Annotated in this window: 20 protein-coding genes; 10 read left to right on the top strand and 10 right to left on the bottom strand. The window is 43.2% G+C overall.

All coding sequences use genetic code 11. From position 1 onward, the window contains the following. Nucleotides 1-373 precede the first annotated feature (373 nt). From M1E09_RS03500 to mnhG, 7 genes are read left to right on the top strand one after another with little or no spacing between them, the layout of a single operon-like run. Nucleotides 374-2,764 carry a Na+/H+ antiporter subunit A gene (locus M1E09_RS03500; RefSeq protein ID WP_456273501.1) on the top strand — a complete coding sequence of 797 codons (2,391 nt, stop codon included), beginning with the start codon at nt 374-376 and terminating at the stop codon, nt 2,762-2,764. Continuing rightward, complete coding sequence (locus M1E09_RS03495; RefSeq protein WP_456273500.1) at nt 2,761-3,183, top strand: Na(+)/H(+) antiporter subunit B; 423 nt, start codon at nt 2,761-2,763, stop codon at nt 3,181-3,183. The genes M1E09_RS03500 and M1E09_RS03495 overlap by 4 nt, the downstream gene beginning before the upstream one ends. Further along, nucleotides 3,183-3,524, top strand: a complete 342-nt coding sequence (locus tag M1E09_RS03490) for a Na(+)/H(+) antiporter subunit C (protein WP_456273499.1) — start codon at nt 3,183-3,185, stop codon at nt 3,522-3,524. The genes M1E09_RS03495 and M1E09_RS03490 overlap by 1 nt, the downstream gene beginning before the upstream one ends. Next, nucleotides 3,517-4,998 carry a Na+/H+ antiporter subunit D gene (locus tag M1E09_RS03485; protein ID WP_456273498.1) on the top strand — a complete coding sequence of 494 codons (1,482 nt, stop codon included), beginning with the start codon at nt 3,517-3,519 and terminating at the stop codon, nt 4,996-4,998. Before M1E09_RS03490 ends, M1E09_RS03485 begins: the two co-directional genes overlap by 8 nt. 6 nt (nt 4,999-5,004) lie before the next feature. Further along, nucleotides 5,005-5,481 (top strand): Na+/H+ antiporter subunit E, encoded by a 477-nt coding sequence (locus M1E09_RS03480; protein WP_456273497.1) that lies wholly within the window; start codon nt 5,005-5,007, stop codon nt 5,479-5,481. Next, nucleotides 5,481-5,765, top strand: coding sequence for a Na(+)/H(+) antiporter subunit F1 (locus M1E09_RS03475; protein ID WP_456273496.1), 285 nt, complete (start codon nt 5,481-5,483; stop codon nt 5,763-5,765). Before M1E09_RS03480 ends, M1E09_RS03475 begins: the two co-directional genes overlap by 1 nt. Next, on the top strand, nt 5,749-6,111 hold the full coding sequence (mnhG, locus tag M1E09_RS03470; protein WP_456273495.1) for a monovalent cation/H(+) antiporter subunit G: 363 nt from the start codon (nt 5,749-5,751) through the stop codon (nt 6,109-6,111). Before M1E09_RS03475 ends, mnhG begins: the two co-directional genes overlap by 17 nt. 90 nt (nt 6,112-6,201) lie before the next feature. On the opposite strand, the gene M1E09_RS03465 is transcribed toward mnhG, so the two are convergent. Together M1E09_RS03465 and M1E09_RS03460 are read right to left on the bottom strand one after the other, a co-directional pair. After that, a complete protein-coding gene (locus tag M1E09_RS03465; RefSeq protein ID WP_456273494.1) occupies nt 6,202-6,570 on the bottom strand; it encodes a DUF2188 domain-containing protein in 369 nt (122 codons plus the stop codon). Between the two features lie 119 nt (nt 6,571-6,689). Beyond that, nucleotides 6,690-7,037 carry a PaaI family thioesterase gene (locus M1E09_RS03460; RefSeq protein ID WP_456274890.1) on the bottom strand — a complete coding sequence of 116 codons (348 nt, stop codon included), beginning with the start codon at nt 7,035-7,037 and terminating at the stop codon, nt 6,690-6,692. A 259-nt stretch (nt 7,038-7,296) separates the two neighbouring features. On the opposite strand from M1E09_RS03460, the gene M1E09_RS03455 reads away from it, so the two are divergent. After that, nucleotides 7,297-7,692 (top strand): hypothetical protein, encoded by a 396-nt coding sequence (locus M1E09_RS03455; RefSeq protein ID WP_456273493.1) that lies wholly within the window; start codon nt 7,297-7,299, stop codon nt 7,690-7,692. A gap of 76 nt (nt 7,693-7,768) precedes the next feature. Here M1E09_RS03455 and M1E09_RS03450 read toward each other — a convergent pair whose 3' ends face one another. From M1E09_RS03450 to M1E09_RS03440, 3 genes are all read right to left on the bottom strand, one after another. Next, on the bottom strand, nt 7,769-7,978 hold the full coding sequence (locus M1E09_RS03450) for a hypothetical protein (RefSeq protein ID WP_456273492.1): 210 nt from the start codon (nt 7,976-7,978) through the stop codon (nt 7,769-7,771). Between the two features lie 184 nt (nt 7,979-8,162). After that, nucleotides 8,163-9,479 (bottom strand): Na+/H+ antiporter family protein, encoded by a 1,317-nt coding sequence (locus M1E09_RS03445; protein WP_456273491.1) that lies wholly within the window; start codon nt 9,477-9,479, stop codon nt 8,163-8,165. A 236-nt stretch (nt 9,480-9,715) separates the two neighbouring features. Continuing rightward, complete coding sequence (locus M1E09_RS03440; RefSeq protein WP_456273490.1) at nt 9,716-11,221, bottom strand: leucyl aminopeptidase; 1,506 nt, start codon at nt 11,219-11,221, stop codon at nt 9,716-9,718. A 189-nt stretch (nt 11,222-11,410) separates the two neighbouring features. On the opposite strand from M1E09_RS03440, the gene M1E09_RS03435 reads away from it, so the two are divergent. Together M1E09_RS03435 and M1E09_RS03430 are read left to right on the top strand one after the other, a co-directional pair. Then, on the top strand, nt 11,411-11,884 hold the full coding sequence (locus M1E09_RS03435; RefSeq protein ID WP_456273489.1) for a divergent PAP2 family protein: 474 nt from the start codon (nt 11,411-11,413) through the stop codon (nt 11,882-11,884). A 16-nt stretch (nt 11,885-11,900) separates the two neighbouring features. Beyond that, nucleotides 11,901-12,689 carry a cobalamin-binding protein gene (locus tag M1E09_RS03430; RefSeq protein ID WP_456273488.1) on the top strand — a complete coding sequence of 263 codons (789 nt, stop codon included), beginning with the start codon at nt 11,901-11,903 and terminating at the stop codon, nt 12,687-12,689. Between the two features lie 76 nt (nt 12,690-12,765). On the opposite strand, the gene M1E09_RS03425 is transcribed toward M1E09_RS03430, so the two are convergent. The 5 genes from M1E09_RS03425 to M1E09_RS03405 all read right to left on the bottom strand — a co-directional run bounded on the left by M1E09_RS03425 (nt 12,766) and on the right by M1E09_RS03405 (nt 16,412). After that, nucleotides 12,766-13,479 (bottom strand): 3D domain-containing protein, encoded by a 714-nt coding sequence (locus M1E09_RS03425; protein WP_456273487.1) that lies wholly within the window; start codon nt 13,477-13,479, stop codon nt 12,766-12,768. Between the two features lie 294 nt (nt 13,480-13,773). Beyond that, a complete protein-coding gene (locus M1E09_RS03420) occupies nt 13,774-14,097 on the bottom strand; it encodes a YuiB family protein (RefSeq protein ID WP_456274889.1) in 324 nt (107 codons plus the stop codon). A 195-nt stretch (nt 14,098-14,292) separates the two neighbouring features. Next, nucleotides 14,293-14,421, bottom strand: coding sequence for a YuiA family protein (locus M1E09_RS03415; protein WP_456273486.1), 129 nt, complete (start codon nt 14,419-14,421; stop codon nt 14,293-14,295). Nucleotides 14,422-14,584: 163 nt separating this feature from the next. Then, on the bottom strand, nt 14,585-15,085 hold the full coding sequence (locus M1E09_RS03410) for an NUDIX hydrolase (RefSeq protein WP_456273485.1): 501 nt from the start codon (nt 15,083-15,085) through the stop codon (nt 14,585-14,587). A gap of 109 nt (nt 15,086-15,194) precedes the next feature. Beyond that, nucleotides 15,195-16,412 (bottom strand): NAD(P)/FAD-dependent oxidoreductase, encoded by a 1,218-nt coding sequence (locus M1E09_RS03405; RefSeq protein WP_456273484.1) that lies wholly within the window; start codon nt 16,410-16,412, stop codon nt 15,195-15,197. Nucleotides 16,413-16,567 lie beyond the last annotated feature (155 nt).

Here is a 16,567-nt window from a genome sequence, read left to right as displayed (position 1 = left end):
GATAGCATGTGCGTTTTTCACTCATACTATTCGCAGAGATGGACATTTTATAAGAGAATACAAATTTGAATCACATGAGAAATTGAAGATTTTTAAGCCAAATGGTCTACCTTAAGATTAAACAAAAAATCAGTTTAAATAGCAGAAAAGCTATGGAAACAAAAAAAATTTCAGCAGGGTTTTGCCGTGTTCTTTCATATTTAATATCTTTTTGAGAACCCTAACAGCACTGCAGACTTTCATAAATGCAAGCATGTTTTTTTTACGTTATAATTCATTTTAGGTTTGACTTCAAAGGCAGGAGGACCAAGAAGAGTTACATTCTATACATATAAGGGTATTCATATACACAAATTGATAAGGGGGTTTTTCGGTGACATTATTACATTGGGCCATCATTTCACCATTTTTGGCGGCATTACTGATTCCGCTGTTATATAAAAAACTGCGTTCCATACATACCGGCTGGTTTGTCCTCATTCTTCCCGCAGTGCTTTTTCTTTACTTTTTTCAATTTCTCTCACTGACATCAGATGGAAAAGCGATTAAAGAAACTGCTGAGTGGATGCCTTCCTTTGGTATCAACTTCACAGCATATGTAGATGGATTAAGCTTGCTGTTTGCGTTGCTGATTACGGGAATTGGATCACTTGTTGTTCTTTACTCCATTTACTATTTATCAAAAGAGAAAGAACAGCTTCACAATTTCTATGTATACTTGCTTCTATTTATGGGAGCCATGCTCGGGGTTGTTCTCTCTGATAACCTGATTGTCCTTTATATGTTTTGGGAGTTCACTTCCATTTCATCCTTTCTGCTGATCGGCTATTGGTACCATCGTGAACGTTCCCGCTATGGAGCACAAAAATCGATGTTAATCACTGTCTTTGGCGGGCTTTCCATGCTTGGAGGGTTCTTGCTCCTCTATTTGATGGCAGGCACATTCAGTATACGGGAATTGGCAGGGATTGCAGGAGAACTTATCAATGAGCCTCTTTTCCTTGCGGCCTTGCTCCTGGTGCTCCTTGGAGCCTTTACAAAGTCTGCTCAATTCCCATTCCATATCTGGCTGCCTGATGCAATGGAAGCACCGACACCTGTCAGTGCTTACCTGCATTCAGCCACAATGGTTAAAGCGGGGATATACCTTGTTGCCCGCATGAGTCCTGTATTTGCCGAATCCGGTGTCTGGCTCTGGCTTGTCGCAAGCTTCGGAATCGTAACCCTTTTCTGGGGCTCGTTCAATGCTGTTAAGCAAACGGATCTAAAAGGCATTCTCGCTTTTTCAACCGTCAGCCAGCTTGGACTGATTATGTCACTGTTAGGCATCGGTGCAGCCGCTTTACATTACGATCACCTGGATAACAATATTTTTGGTGTTGCCACAATGGCAGCAGTCTTCCATCTGATTAACCATGCGACCTTCAAGGGAAGCCTCTTCATGGTGGTAGGGATTATTGATCATGAAACAGGCACAAGGGATATCCGCAAACTTGGCGGCTTGATGAATTTTATGCCGATTACCTTTACCGTCTCCATTATCGGAGCTTTCTCGATGGCAGGACTTCCTCCGTTCAACGGTTTCCTTAGTAAGGAAATGTTCTTTACAGGAATGGTCCAGGTTCTTGAAATGGATATATTCAACCTGCAAACATGGGGCTTTTTGTTCCCTGTATTAGCATGGGTCGGAAGTGTCTTCACGTTCATCTACAGTATGATCGTTGTATTCAAGCCGTTCACAGGTAAGCACCATCCTGAAAAGCTTGACAAGACACCGCATGAAGCACCACTTGGAATGCTGATTTCGCCCGTCATCCTGGCATCGCTTGTCATCGTATTCGGATTTTTCCCGAATATCCTTACGAATACAATGATCAAACCCGCTGTTTCAGCTATTACAAAGATGAAAGTGGGGAAGTCCGGGATTTACTTCTGGCACGGTTTCACCATCGAACTGTTCATGACCCTGGGTGTCATTCTGTTCGGTGTCCTGCTGTACACCCTTCTTCCAAAATGGAAGGGCATCTACAGCAAGTTCCCGGAAAAGCTGGCCTTGAATTCGTTCTATGACAAAGGCCTGGTCAATGGTGAACGCGGTGCATTTAAGTTGACCAGTTCCTATATGACAGGTTTTATTAGGACCTATCTTGTATATATATTCACGTTCTTTATTGGGATTCTTACCGTCACGATGATTGTCAAAGATGCTTTTGTCATTGATACATCGGACCTTGCATCCATTGGAGTATATGAAGTCCTGATTGCCCTGGTGATGGTGATCAGTGCTGTAACGATACTATTCGCAAAATCCCGTCTGACTTCCATCATTGCATTGGGGGCTGTCGGTTATTCTGTTGCATTGTTCTTCGTCCTTTTCCGTGCTCCGGATCTGGCGTTGACACAGCTCGTAATAGAAACCGTTTCTGTTGCGCTGTTCTTGCTGTGCTTCTATCATCTGCCTCCTTTAAGCAGGCATGAAGAAAGAATGACCTTTAAGTTGGGGAATGCACTGGTAGCAATCGGGGTCGGAGTGGTTGTAACACTAATCACTATTGCTGCCTACAGCACAAAACTGTCCAGTTCCATTTCGGAATATTATATTGAAAATGTTTATGAAGAAGCTGCAGGAAAGAATATGGTCAACGTAATCCTGGTTGACTTCCGCGGATTTGATACCTTATTTGAAATCTGTGTACTCGCTATTGCTGCATTAGGAATCTTCTCAATGATTAAACTGAGGATGACAAGGAGGAAAGAAGGATGAAAACCAACGATGTAATCCTCCAAACCGTAACAACTATTGTGAGTTTTATCATTATCCTGTTTTCAATCCAGCTTTTCTTCGCAGGACACTATACACCTGGAGGAGGATTCATAGGCGGACTCATGACGGCCGGAGCCCTGGTGCTTCTGCTGCTCGCCTATGATATCAAAACAGTGAGCACTATCCTGCCTATTGATTATAAGCTGCTGACCGCTATCGGCTTGCTGCTGGCGGTCGGGACTGGAGCGGGGGCATTACTATTTGATGTACCGTTCCTGACACATGCATACAACTATTTCCATCTTCCTTTGCTGGGGAAAACGTCACTGCATACTGCCGTAATTTTTGATACAGGTGTTTATTTAGTTGTTATCGGAGTAACGATGACCATTATTCAAACGATTGGAGTGAGCGAATAATGGAGATTTTAATGGCCATAGTCATTGGCATTTTATTTACAAGTGCTGTTTATCTGATGCTTTCTAAGAGCCTTTTGCGCATCATCATCGGCACAGCACTGCTCAGCCACGGAGCACATCTGCTGCTCCTTTCCATCAGTGGCCTGAAAGCCGGTGCGCCCCCTCTTTTGGGTGAACATGCCGAATCATATGCAGATCCTCTGCCGCAGGCTTTAATATTGACGGCAATCGTTATCAGTTTCGGTGTCACGTCCTTTTTTCTTGTACTAGCCTACCGTGCCTATCAGGAACTTGGGACTGATAACATGGATCAAATGAGAGGAAACGAAGGAAATGATTAATTTACCGATATTACCAATTTTAATCCCGTTATTTACTGCGATTATCCTTATGTTTTTTGGAAAGAGCATCACCCTGCAAAAATGGATCGGGGCTATTGCAACAGTAGGAACGATAGCCGCCTCTATCATTTTGGTGAATGTTGTGCATACAGAAGGAATACAGACCGTCGATCTCGGAAGCTGGCAGGCTCCATTCGGCATTACAATGGTCTCTGATATGCTGTCAGCCCTGCTTGTTACCACATCAAGCATCATTACGTTCTTTGTCCTTCTATACTCTTTCCGTTCCATCGGGAGAGACAGAGAAAGATTTTACTTTTATCCCGTCGTCCAGTTCCTGCTCGTCGGGGTAAACGGGGCTTTCACAACCGGAGATATATTCAACTTGTTCGTATTCTTTGAAGTCATGCTGATGTCTTCATATGTTCTTCTCGTATTGGGAGGTACAAAAGTACAGCTGAGGGAATCCATCAAGTACATCCTGGTGAATATCATTTCATCAGCACTATTCGTTGTGATGGTCGCCTATCTGTACTCGGTGATCGGCTCCTTGAACATGGCCGATATCTCGGTGAAAATAGCAGAGTTCGACCAGCCCGGAATTCTTACCGTCATTGCCGTTATGTTCCTGGTAGTCTACGGACTGAAAGGAGCCATTTTTCCGTTATATTTCTGGCTCCCCGGTTCGTATTATGCCCCCCCGACACCGGTACTGGCATTATTCGGTGCACTGCTCACCAAGGTTGGAGTTTACTCCATCATCAGGACATACACCCTGTTCTTCTATCATGACACAGGCTATACACATACCATCCTGGCTTGGCTTGCGATCCTTACCATTGTGGTGGGCTGCATCGGTGCCATTGCCTACTGGGATGTTAAAAAAATCCTTATTTACAACATCATCATTGCTGTGGGTGTCATTCTCTTTGGTGTTTCCGTCATGTCTCCTGAATCTCTTGAAGGATCTGTCTATTATTTAATTCATGACATGATCATCAAGGCGGCCCTGTTCCTGCTTGTGGGTGTCATGATTGCCATAACCGGAACGAGCAACTTAAGGAAGATGGGCGGCCTGATCAAAGATTACCCATGGCTTGGATGGACATTCCTGATTGCTACTTTGACACTGGCAGGGATTCCTCCCTTCAGCGGTTTTATCGGAAAAGTTCTATTAGTGAGAGGAAGCTTTGCGGCAGAAGCCTATATTGGCGGCGGCCTTATTCTTCTCTCCAGTCTGTTTGTCCTTTATTCGGTCATCAAAATTTTCTTGAATGGAGTATGGGGGGTTCCCAAGGAATATGACGGAAGAAACAAGCAAAATGCCTTTTATCTATGGGGCTCCGCCGTCTTCCTGGTCATCCTTGCTGTTAGCTATGGAGTAGGTGCCGAAGCTGTCCGTCCGCTCATATCGCAGGCGTCAGAGGCCCTGTCAGATCCGGGAATCTATATACAAGCAGTACTAAAGGAGTAATGTAGAATGGCCTTTCAAATTTTATTGAATTTCTTTCTAGCTTTTCTTTGGATGTTTTTGCAAGTATCCTTTACATCAACATCCTTTATCATCGGGTATATTCTTGGGTTGATCGTTACGTTTGCCTTCAGAAGATTCTTTAACTCCCGATTCTATATGGAGCGCGTCTTTGCGGTCATCAGCTTGATTCTATTATTTCTAAAAGAGCTGATTCTCTCTAATATCTCAGTATTAAAAACACTTCTCAAACCGAAGTTGGATATTAAACCAGGAATCTTCGCATTACCGACAGATCTTAAAAAGGACTGGGAAATCACCCTCCTTGCCAATTTGATCACTCTTACACCGGGAACACTGGTTGTGGATATCTCTTATGATAATAAGATCCTTTATATCCATACACTTGATATCCCGGATGTAGATGAAGCTATCGACGATATCAAGAGTACTTTTGAAAAAGCTATTATGGAGGTGAGCCGCTGATGCTTCATACAATCATCCAGATTTCACTGCTCGCCGTTTCCATTTCCATGCTCGGACTTGTTTACCGTGTCATTGTCGGTCCGACAACTCCGGATAGGGTGGTTGCCTTGGATGCCCTGGGGATCAACTTGATTGCCATTGTCGCCCTGGCATCCATGGTGCTGCATTCAAAGTCATTTCTTGAAGTCATTTTGTTGATTGGGATTCTGGCCTTCATTGGGACAGTGGCCTTCTCCAAATTCTTAGAGAAAGGGGAGATCATCGAGCATGACCGAAATAATTAGATTCATCATTGGATTTTTCCTGATTGCCGGCTCATTCCTTACCTTGGTCACCGCTTTCGGCTTAATCCGCCTTCCGGATGTTTATACGCGTAACCATGCGGCCTCCAAGAGCGCCACGCTCGGAGTGATGTGCATCCTGCTCGGTACCTTCTTATTTTTCTTCTTGGAAGAAGGGCATTTCAACTCAAGGTTGATTCTTGGGATCATCTTCATTTTCATCACCGCCCCTGTTGCAGGCCATTTAATTTCAAGAGCTGCCTATAACAGCGGTGTCCCCCTTTGGGATAAAAGTGTACGTGATGATTTAAAAGGTAAGCAAAAGTACGAAGAAAAAAATATGCAGTAAGGCTCTGGCAGGAGTGGAAATCATATTTACCAAAATAGCCATAAAAAAAGGACAGCAGAACCGGTACTCCGATTCTGCTGTCCTTTTTTATCAATTATCATATAAACGATCAGATACTTCTCCATCCGACTTGTGGACGATCAGTACGCCATCATGGTCATTCACATAAGGTTTGGCTTTCTCAAGCAAGTCTTCTTTCGTGCCTTCGGTATAGATCGGCTTGTCGCTGCCTTCCTTCTTCAATTCCCAGCCATCTCCATTGGATTGAACGTGGAATTTTAGTTTATCTTCTGAATCACCATCTACGTATTTTTCTGCTCGGTCCGTGGCAATCGCAATCGCTCTTCCTTCCTCATAGCCCTCACGCAGCAACGCATTACCGATTTCAATCGCCTTATTTCGGACGTCTGACGAAAGGTTCTTCATGGAAGCAGGATAATCATTTTTTGACCAAGGCATGAGATCCTCTCCTTAAAACATATTTTACTTTTAAAATTCCCTGTTCCAGAGAAGGTAAACATGTCCTTTAACAGAGTAAAGCGGTGAAAGGGACAGTCCCCTTCACCGCGCTAAAGCTATTATTTTTTTGGAACGACCGCCATTGTACAACGGGATACACAGATCAGGCTGTCCTCTTCATCTGTAATACGGATATCCCATACCATCGTGCTCTTCCCCTGATGAATGACCGTCGCAGTTGCTGTAACGACCCCATCTTTTTTAGCCTTTATATGGTTGGCGTTGATTTCAAGCCCAAAACAAATTTCTTTTTCCAAGTCAATCAGTTCAACCGCACCTACACTTGCAACGGTTTCAGCTAAAGCTACAGAAGCACCCCCATGTAGGAATCCAAAAGGCTGCCTTGTTCGTTCATCCACCGGCATCGTCGCCACTACCCTGCCTTTTCCCAGTTCGATAAATTCCATTCCCAATGCACTGATCAGTGTGTTTTCTCTATTCAATATGTCCACCTCTTCTATTGATTGCTTAAGCTAACTTTCTCGACTTAAGCCCAAAAATCCTCTTTTCGCACTGAATTATTTAATTATTAGCTTGTTCGTTAAATGTATAAAAACAACGAGTGAGAATATGGACGACGGCTGATGCATATGTTTGTGTAGGAAACCTGAAGCATGCAAAAAAAGGGTTACACATCCTTACCAGTTCATTGAAAGGGGTCAAAAGATGAATAGATACCATCCTTTCTATACTCCAATACAGCGTCCGCAAACACCCAGGTGGCCACCGGTAAACCCGTACTATGCGATGCAGCGCCATCCATATGATTATCCGCCGGTCCAGCCCAAACAATTTATGGAATCCGCCGATAAAATGATTCCCCTGCTGGATGATGCCCAAACCATCATGGAAAGGGTAAAAAACTCCAAAGAGTTTTCATCCAAGTTAATGGCTGCAGCCCAAACGTCAAACATGAATCAACTTCACCAAATTATCAATGGTGCCGGCATCAAAAGCAGACCTGACATCCATTTCAATCCAGATGGCTTCACTTTGGAATTCAGCAACAAAACCGGAGAACTCGATTGCTGCCATTTAAAGATAATATTGAGATGGAGTTAGAAAGAGGATTGTTATGTGTGCATATCGAAATGTTCCATAGAATTAAAAGGAGCCGCTTGTGAGCAGCTCCTTTTTCTTAGTAATACGGGTATGGAGAAGGTCCATAATACCCTGGGTAACCATAACCGTAGCCATAACCATAATACGGCGGGCGATAGTATGGCGGCCTAACCAATGCGCCGCCAAGGACGCCGCCTAAAACACCACCAAGAAACGGAAGGCCGAATCCCCAGCCGAATCGGTTTCCATAGAAACGCCGTCTGCCATAAATTCTGAAATCATTCATAAAAAGCATACCTCCTAATTTATTTAAGGCTTCACTATCTATGTATGCGAAAAAGACCCATGCCGCATGGGCAATCCCCTATGAAACAGGGGTTTTTCTGGTTGTATGTCCAGAAAAAAAACGGACACCTCCCAGGAAGTGTCCGTCTATTTTAAAATAGCAACTAAGTTTAAGATAAGAGCTTTTATAAAATAACAGCTGCAATCCAGCCGAAAATAATCATCGGAATATTGAAGTGCAGGAAGGTCGGTACACATGTATCCCAGATATGGTTATGCTGTCCGTCAGCATTCAACCCTGCTGTCGGACCGAGCGTCGAATCTGAGGCTGGAGACCCTGCATCCCCCAAAGCCCCTGCCGTACCAACAATTGCAATGGCAGCCAAAGGACTGAAGCCAAGTTCCAGTGCGAGCGGAACAAAAATGGCCGCAATAATTGGGATTGTAGCAAAAGAAGATCCTATCCCCATTGTAACCAGCAATCCGACAATAAGCATAAGCAAGGCAGCGAGCGCTTTATTCCCGCCAATGATGTCTGAAGTTGCCTCAACCAATGTATCAACATGCCCCGTTGCTTGCACTACTTCAGCAAATCCATTCGCAGCGATCATCACGAAGCCGATGAAAGCCATCATTTTCATTCCTTCAGTCATAAGACCATCTGCTTCATTCCATTTGACAGATCCTGAAATATACAGAATGGCTATTCCCGCCAGCGCTCCGAAAATCATCGAATTCAACGCAAGCTGAACATACAATGCAGCAATAATCGAAATGATTGCAAATGAAACCGCCTTTCTAGAATAAACGGTCTTCGGCTCAGCTTCGGTGACTTCAATATTTTTATATTGACGAGGTTTTCTGTAGCTGAAAAATACAGCTACTATGAGACCGGTGACAAGACCTGCTGACGGAAGAAGCATTGCTTTAGGGATATCAGACATAGAAATGGCAAGCCCGCTTGCCTCCATGTTCTGCGCAATGATTTCATGGAACATGAACCCGAAACCGTATGGCAATAAAATATATGGCGCCGTAAGGCCAAATGTCAAAACAGACGCAATCAGCCTGCGGTCCATCTCCAGCTCAGCCATAACCTTCAATAATGGAGGGATCAGAATCGGGATAAAAGCTATATGAATCGGAATCAGATTCTGGGAAAAACAAGCCATTAATAAAATAGAGAATACAATAAGTGCTTTAGATAATGCTTTTTTTCTGGAATCCTTTTCCTTACCGACCAGCTTGATAACAAAATCAACCAAAAGACTTGGTATGCCCGTATAGGATATGGCAACTGCAAATCCTCCCAATAAGGCGTAACTGATGGCAATATTCGCACCGCCGCCCAATCCTTCTGTAAACACAATGACTGTTTCATTTAATCCCAATCCACCTTTAATTCCGCCGGCAAGAGCTCCGGCTATCAAGGCGAATACGACATTGACCCGCAGCAAACTCAGGACCAGCATGATCAAGACCGCTATGATGACTGCATTCATGATGAAATCTCCTTTACGTGTTTATTTAATATACTTTAGTTCGCTAAATTGGTAGAGCGTTAAATTACTTTTACTAATCTATCAGATGGCTGTTTTTGTGTCAATGCTTTAGTCTGGTAAATTACTAAAATGTTAATTGCAAGGTCCCAGGAACCAGCCCAAAATCATTTTTTGCCCCTTGCTTTCAAAAACAACAAAAAAGCCTGCCTCATAAGAGACAAGCCTTAGGTAGAATATTATTTAGATGATGCTTCAAAGCGTTCAACCAGCAGGGCAAGGGTACGAGCCATTGCGCCTGTTGCTCCGGAAGGCCCCAGGTCATGGTCAGACTTGGATGTCGCTGTTCCTGCGATATCCAGGTGAACCCATGGAGTCCCTTCTGCAAATTCCCCAACGAAAGCTCCTGCCATGATGGCATGTCCTTCTCTTCCTGGAGAGTTGTTGAGATCGGCGATTTTACTGCCTCTTACTCGTTTCTTGTCATTCTCAGTGTAAGGAAGTCTCCAGATGAACTCACCAGCTTCTGAGGATGCTTCTAGAACCTGTTCGAACAATGCTTCGTCATTTGTCATGGCACCTGTTTTATCAAGGCCGAGAGCGACGATTACACCGCCTGTCAGGGTTGCTACGTCTACCAGGTAGTTTGCTCCGTGGTGTTTTGCATACGTCATGCCGTCTGCAAGAGCGAGTCTTCCTTCGGCATCTGTATTCAGCACCTCGATGGTTTTACCGTTCATTGCTGTGATAACGTCATCCGGCTTGAATGCATTACCGCTGATCATGTTATCAGTTGAAGGAATGACCGCTACAACGTTTTGTTCAGGTTTCAATTCACCGATGATTTCCATTGCGCCAAGAACAGCTGCAGCTCCTCCCATGTCGGTTTTCATGCCGACAATGCCATCTTTCGGCTTAAGGGAATAACCCCCTGTATCAAAGGTGATACCTTTTCCGACCAAGCCGATGACATCATCCCATTCATCTTTGCCTTGATATTTTAATACAATCATTTTCGGGGGCTCTGTTGAACCTTGGTTGACTGCCAGCAAGGCACCCATGCCGAGCTTCTCCATTTCTTCCTTATCAAGGATTTCCACTTCAAATTCATACTTCTTCCCGATTTCTGCAGCATAGTCTGCAAGCTTGGTCGAAGTCAGGATATTACCTGGTGCATTGACCAATGCACGCGCAGAGTTAGTTCCTCTTCCATGGGCATAACCGACTTGAAGGGCAGCCTCTACTTCAGCACTGTCTTCCTTAGAAAATGCTGTTATACTCTTAATGAATGTTTCAGGAACATTCCCTTTATGCTTGTAGCCCGGGAATACATAAGTCGCCATTGTGAATGCTTCACTGACTGCGTGAGCAATATCGGAAGCATCAAGCTGGTCTGTCGTCATTGTATCAAGAGCGACAACAAATGAAGAAATCCTCATGCCCTGGATGGCTTTAGAAGCCGCACCGATTGCCTCTCTCAATTCGTCGAATGACAATTCCTTTTGTTTTCCAAGCCCTACAAACACCAAACGTTTCGCAGGAATTTTACCGAAAGTATGTACTTTTGAAACAGTTTTCAGCTTAGAGGAAAGATCCCCTGCTTTTACTAACTCCGTTAATTGGCCTTCAAACTTTTCATCCAGTTCAGCCAGTTCACCTGAAAATTCAGGAGCATTGAACAATCCAACGAGAATACATTCTTGTTCATTGTTAAAGAAACCATTATTATCAACTGTGAATTTCATTTAAAAACACCTCCAAGGTAATTATATAAAAGTTTTCCGCATATTTCGAATGAGAGCATTTCTGAAATTCGATTATGCCAATGATTTCTAATTACATAAGTGCCTATGGTATAATTGGAAATACATTTTAATAAGACATGATCGGATATTCGACTAAATTCTTCGCTAGAAAGGGTGTTTACAGACAGCATGGAATTACTCACAAATTTCCCATTATGGGCAGCTTTGTTTGCGATATTCTTCGCCCAATTCATCAAAGTGCCGATTCAATTTATGGCAACGAGAACGCTTGATTGGTCATTAATCACCTCTACGGGCGGAATGCCGAGTTCACACTCTGCAGCCGTTACGGCTCTGTCCACAGGAGTAGCGCTTGAAACCGGCCTTGACTCTCCTGTTTTCGCCGTGGCAGCGATTTTCGCCATCATTACCATGTTCGATGCAACAGGCGTTAGAAGGCAGGCAGGTGAACAGGCGATTGTACTGAACAAGCTTGTCGGCGACTTCCAGCGATTTGTCGGTGAGGCAAAAGGCTGGCAGAATAAGCCTGAAGAAGTAAAACGAAAAGAGTTAAAAGAATTGCTCGGCCATAAACCGATAGAAGTCTTCTTCGGCGGGCTTTCCGGCATTCTTCTGACCCTTGTCATTTATTATTTCGCCTAAGATTGGAGGAACCGTGATGAGAATCGTTTCGTTATGTCCAAGTAATACCGAGGTCGTGGACTACTTGGGATTGACCTCCTTCTTAATCGGGGTGGATGACTTCTCTGACTATCCAGAGGAAGTCAATTCGCTCCCCCGGCTCGGTCCCGACCTTTCCATCAATATGGATAAGGTTGAGGAACTTTCTCCTGATTTGATACTTGCCTCTTTAAGTGTGCCCGGAATGGAAAAAAATATAGAAGAACTAAATAAACGAAACCTTCCATACATCGTCACCAATCCCCAAAGCTTCGACGACATAGCCGAGGACTTGCTGACGATTGGAAAGGCGTGCGGCATCGAACATAAAGCGGAAGAGATGAAGCAGGATTTCAAGGCAAAAGTACAGTCTCTTAAAGAAGCTGCGTATAAGGTCACATCACTCCCTGAACTCTATTGGGAATGGTGGCCTAAGCCTGTTTTTACTCCTGGAAAAATCAATTGGCTTACTGAATTAAGCGAGCTGGCAGGAGCTAAGAATATCTATAGAGATGTTGACCTCGCTAGCATCCAGACCGATTGGGAGGATGTCTACAACAGAAATCCTGATTATATCTGCCTGGCATGGGTCGGGGTACGCCGCGAAAAAGTGAACCCGAAGATCGTCAAAAAACGGCCGGGCTGGGACAGCCTTGATGCTGTTGCCGGGGAGCGAATCCTCGTACTTGAGGAAGAACTTTATTGCAGGCCATCCCCAAGGCTTTTAGACGGAGCTTTGAAACTCGGAAAGCTGCTTCATCCAGAGCAATTTCAATCCATTAAATAAAAAAGCGCAAGCGGTCTGACAGATGAATGTTCAAAGATAAAAGGGAAGTGCAGAAAATGCACTTCCCTTTTATCATTTATTCTTCTATCTTCTGAATATATTGCTGCCTGAATACCTGCATATCCTCATTTTCATTCAATGCGGTTAATTCATCTTCAGTAAGCTTGCCGGTTCCTTTTGTGATGATATAGACCTCGAGTTGTTTTTTACCCCAGTGCTCATACACTTCGTCTACCGTTTCATAATACAAATCAAGCTTATTCCCTTTAATGGCACTGCCCGTATCGGCGACTACACCATATCCATAACCCGGTATGAACAGGACCGTTCCGATCGGAAAGATATCCGGGTCGGCAGCCACAGTCGAATATAAATCTCTTTTCACTTTTACTCCTGAATATGTAATGCCATAGGCCGGGTCATCCGGGTGTTTGCCTGTTGACTCCACCCCTGCCGTATAACCCGTTGCTGTCACAATGGACTTCGGGTATTTGGACCAGTCAATTGCGTCCTCAAGCGTCTTCGGTTTAGCCACTACCGGCTCAACTGCTGAAATCAGTGTACGAAGGCTCTTTGCTCTTTTAAGAAACTTTTCTTTTAACGATAACTTTTTATTTGAATGTTCTTTATAAACGCTGTTTTCTTTATCTTGTGCGTCTATTTGTTCTGACAGCCAGCCGGAAAAGGTCTGTGCTTTGACACCAGAGATTGATTGGAATGTTACAAACAATGCTGCTGTAAACAAGAGAGCCATCGCCAGCCTCTTAGACCACTTTTTAAAATTATTCATGTAAGAATCACTCCTCCCAACACTATTACTTTCCCAAAAGGAAAAAATATATTCAGGAATTAGTTAAAAAGTCTAAAAGTTTAAACTTTCTGAATTGAGAGAGTTATTGTTGCTATTCAACAGGTTGATAGTGAATTCCGCTCCAGGCATGTGATTCCAATCGGCTAATGTAAAATTCAGCAGGAATTATATAGAAAAAACCACATTATTTAAATTGCTCTTTTTTCATTAAAAACCAATAAAAAAACTCTCTGCCCGCAGGCAAAGAGTTTTGTGAAATATATAAGAATTCTCTTAAAACATTTGGTATCCTTTTTTTCTTAGGATCTTCATTGTAATTCCGGATACAATAGCACCAGCCAGTCCGCATGATAGAATCAGAAGATCAACAGCTGTAAGAGCTGTAAACTTATTGCCCAACGCTGTGAAGGACTCTCCAGACTCTCTGAAATATTGTATGAACCTCACTTCATCCACAATCAAAATGGTGATGAGAGGATAAATAACAGCCATAATCCATGTCATTCTAAGCAGCATGTTCAGCAAAAAGCCGATACCAAAGAACAAAACGAAAAATAATAACATTGATATAATAACAACCGGGATTCCCATTTGCATTCCTGCAGCACCTCCATAGACACTAAAGTTTAGTGTACTCAATGTTTATTCCGCCGTCAACAAACATTGGCTAATAATAGAGGTTCTTCACAAAATCAACATATTTACAGGCAAAGGGATAACTGAAAGCCTTAGTCACCCACAACAAAAAAGGCCAGCCATTGGCTGACCCCGTATAATCGAGAATAATTGCTTTTATTTATTATTTTTTCCGCTGCCGCTGCAGCATGGACATGTTTCAGAGCCGCCAAGAACGAGCTGGAAATACCCTTTTCCTGAGCAATACACACATTTTTTTGTTGCACTATCAAGCGTTGATCTCATCGTTCTCTCTCCCCTTCACTTAAAGTGTTTTTTGGTGATTTCTGATAATATAACACCGTTTGAATCTTTAGAAAAGGGACAAAAAAATGCGTGTACCTCGAAGAAAACGAATACATCCTGTTTTTTCGCGCGATATCTCGTTCTTTCGTTAAATTTCAGAAAATTAAAAAAATAATTTATAACTTGTATAGCCGAACTGATCTCCAGGATTAATTGGCTCTAATCCTGACTTCAGCAAGCTGAAATCATTCTTGATCATCTCATGGATCATGACCGATGTCTCGTTACATTGGAGCAGTTCTTGCTTCGTCATCCATCGGACTTCTTCAATTTCATCTTCACATGGAACAGGGGCTTGTGATGCCTTTTTCTGAGTAAGTAAAAACAAAACCATATTGTCACTGATTTTATCTTTTATGACGCCTGACCTGATTCCGATTACTCCCGCCACCTCAGTATCAAGTCCAGTCTCTTCCTTCACTTCACGTTGTGCTGCCTGCTCCAGGTTCTCCCCTTCATCCACAAAGCCTGCCGGCAATGACCACATGCCTTTTAATCCTCCGTATTTCTTTTTGACCACCAGCCAGCGTCCTTGTTCATCTATGAGCAGACCTGCTGCTGCAAGCCAGACATTTCCCCGTTTCACATTATTTCCTCCTATCATTCAGTGAGTAATTTGCCAGTGATTGAGCCAGGCTCAAATACACTCAAATGTATTTCTTAAATCAAAAAAGCAGAACGAATTATTCGCTCTGCTTGTGATGCTTTATCAATTAAAAGAACTTGAATTTACCTTTTTTCATTACAAGTCCTGCGCCACCAACCATGTAAAGTGCACGGTTGTCGACCATTTTCTTCATGAATGAAGCTTTAGAACCCATTAGTTTCTTGCCAAACACAAGTCCGATCGCATCGTCTTCACCAAGAGAACATACAGTTCCTTTGATATCCGGAGTGAATTGCTCAAGAGCATCATTGCCTTTGATCAGGGCAGTGATGTTGCGTGCACATGTTTCACCTTGCTGCATCGCGATTTGAGCAGTCGGCGGATATGGACGATCAGTCTCTTCATTGATCATCAGTGAACAGTCACCAACGATGAAGATATCGTCATGGCCAGGAGCTCTCAAGTCTTTTCCTACTTTAACACGCGCTCTCATGTTTTCGATGCCTGACTTTTCGATTACCGGGTTTCCACGGACACCCGCAGCCCATACAATCGTTCCAGCTTGAATTTCTTCTACTTCATCTTCACCTTTGGAGATGATGACGGAATTAGGAGTAGCTTCCTTAAGCGGCGTTCCGATGCGGAATTCCACACCTTTTTTCTCCAGTTTTGCACGAGCATATTTAACCAGCTCAGGATCGAAACCAGGAAGGATCATTGGTGCAGCTTCAACGCAAACAATTCTCACCTTTTTAAAGTCTACATCGTATTCTTTGCATAGCTCAGGAACACGGTTGCCTAATTCGCCGAGGAATTCGATTCCCGTGAAGCCTGCTCCTCCGACAATAATCGTCAAGCGCTCGTCTTTTTTGTCTTCTTCATTTTTATAAGTAGCAAATTGATATTCGATATGTTCACGAAGCTGACGCGCAGAGTTGATGTTAGCGATCATGAAAGCATGTTCATGAAGGCCTTTGATCCCGAACGTTTCCGATACAGCACCAAGCGCGACAACTAAATAGTCATATTCCACTTCGCCGTCTGCCGTAATGACTTTCTTGGCATCCGTTTTGATGTCTTCTACTGTCGTTTGCATGAAATTCACTTTGTGGCTGTCAATGACATCTTTGATATCATAGCGGACTTTATCATGATGCATTGTTCCTGCGGAAGCCTCGTGCAACCATGTTGTTTCATAATGGTAATCATTCTTATTGATCAATACGATTTCAGCTTGATCTTTACTGAACTGTTTTTGCAGGCGAGTTACTGTCATCAAACCGCCATATCCAGCACCTAATACAACTATTTTTGGCTTTCTCAACTAAATCACATCCACCTTTTTCTTAGAATTTACGATGAATTTTAAGATTAGCATCCACCGCAGGCAAGATTTTTATTTGAAAAAATATGAAATAAATAAAGAAAATAAATAAGTATGTGACAGATTTCACGAAACAATATATAAAAAGATGAAAA

This window comes from Bacillus sp. AK031, assembly GCF_053903065.1.
This window is presented reverse-complemented; position numbering and strand designations above follow the sequence as displayed.

Excerpts from the sequence above, each read along its gene's own strand:
- M1E09_RS03435 (WP_456273489.1), top strand. The coding sequence starts at position 11,411 with ATGGAATTACTCACAAATTTCCCATTATGGGCAGCTTTGTTTGCGATA.
- M1E09_RS03440 (WP_456273490.1), bottom strand. The coding sequence starts at position 11,221 with ATGAAATTCACAGTTGATAATAATGGTTTCTTTAACAATGAACAAGAA.
- M1E09_RS03430 (WP_456273488.1), top strand. The coding sequence starts at position 11,901 with ATGAGAATCGTTTCGTTATGTCCAAGTAATACCGAGGTCGTGGACTAC.
- mnhG (WP_456273495.1), top strand. The coding sequence starts at position 5,749 with ATGACCGAAATAATTAGATTCATCATTGGATTTTTCCTGATTGCCGGC.
- M1E09_RS03420 (WP_456274889.1), bottom strand. The coding sequence starts at position 14,097 with ATGCAAATGGGAATCCCGGTTGTTATTATATCAATGTTATTATTTTTC.
- M1E09_RS03425 (WP_456273487.1), bottom strand. The coding sequence starts at position 13,479 with ATGAATAATTTTAAAAAGTGGTCTAAGAGGCTGGCGATGGCTCTCTTG.
- M1E09_RS03485 (WP_456273498.1), top strand. The coding sequence starts at position 3,517 with ATGATTAATTTACCGATATTACCAATTTTAATCCCGTTATTTACTGCG.
- M1E09_RS03445 (WP_456273491.1), bottom strand. The coding sequence starts at position 9,479 with ATGAATGCAGTCATCATAGCGGTCTTGATCATGCTGGTCCTGAGTTTG.
- M1E09_RS03415 (WP_456273486.1), bottom strand. The coding sequence starts at position 14,421 with ATGAGATCAACGCTTGATAGTGCAACAAAAAAATGTGTGTATTGCTCA.
- M1E09_RS03495 (WP_456273500.1), top strand. The coding sequence starts at position 2,761 with ATGAAAACCAACGATGTAATCCTCCAAACCGTAACAACTATTGTGAGT.
- M1E09_RS03455 (WP_456273493.1), top strand. The coding sequence starts at position 7,297 with ATGAATAGATACCATCCTTTCTATACTCCAATACAGCGTCCGCAAACA.
- M1E09_RS03475 (WP_456273496.1), top strand. The coding sequence starts at position 5,481 with ATGCTTCATACAATCATCCAGATTTCACTGCTCGCCGTTTCCATTTCC.
- M1E09_RS03480 (WP_456273497.1), top strand. The coding sequence starts at position 5,005 with ATGGCCTTTCAAATTTTATTGAATTTCTTTCTAGCTTTTCTTTGGATG.
- M1E09_RS03460 (WP_456274890.1), bottom strand. The coding sequence starts at position 7,037 with ATGGAATTTATCGAACTGGGAAAAGGCAGGGTAGTGGCGACGATGCCG.
- M1E09_RS03490 (WP_456273499.1), top strand. The coding sequence starts at position 3,183 with ATGGAGATTTTAATGGCCATAGTCATTGGCATTTTATTTACAAGTGCT.
- M1E09_RS03465 (WP_456273494.1), bottom strand. The coding sequence starts at position 6,570 with ATGCCTTGGTCAAAAAATGATTATCCTGCTTCCATGAAGAACCTTTCG.
- M1E09_RS03410 (WP_456273485.1), bottom strand. The coding sequence starts at position 15,085 with ATGATAGGAGGAAATAATGTGAAACGGGGAAATGTCTGGCTTGCAGCA.
- M1E09_RS03450 (WP_456273492.1), bottom strand. The coding sequence starts at position 7,978 with ATGAATGATTTCAGAATTTATGGCAGACGGCGTTTCTATGGAAACCGA.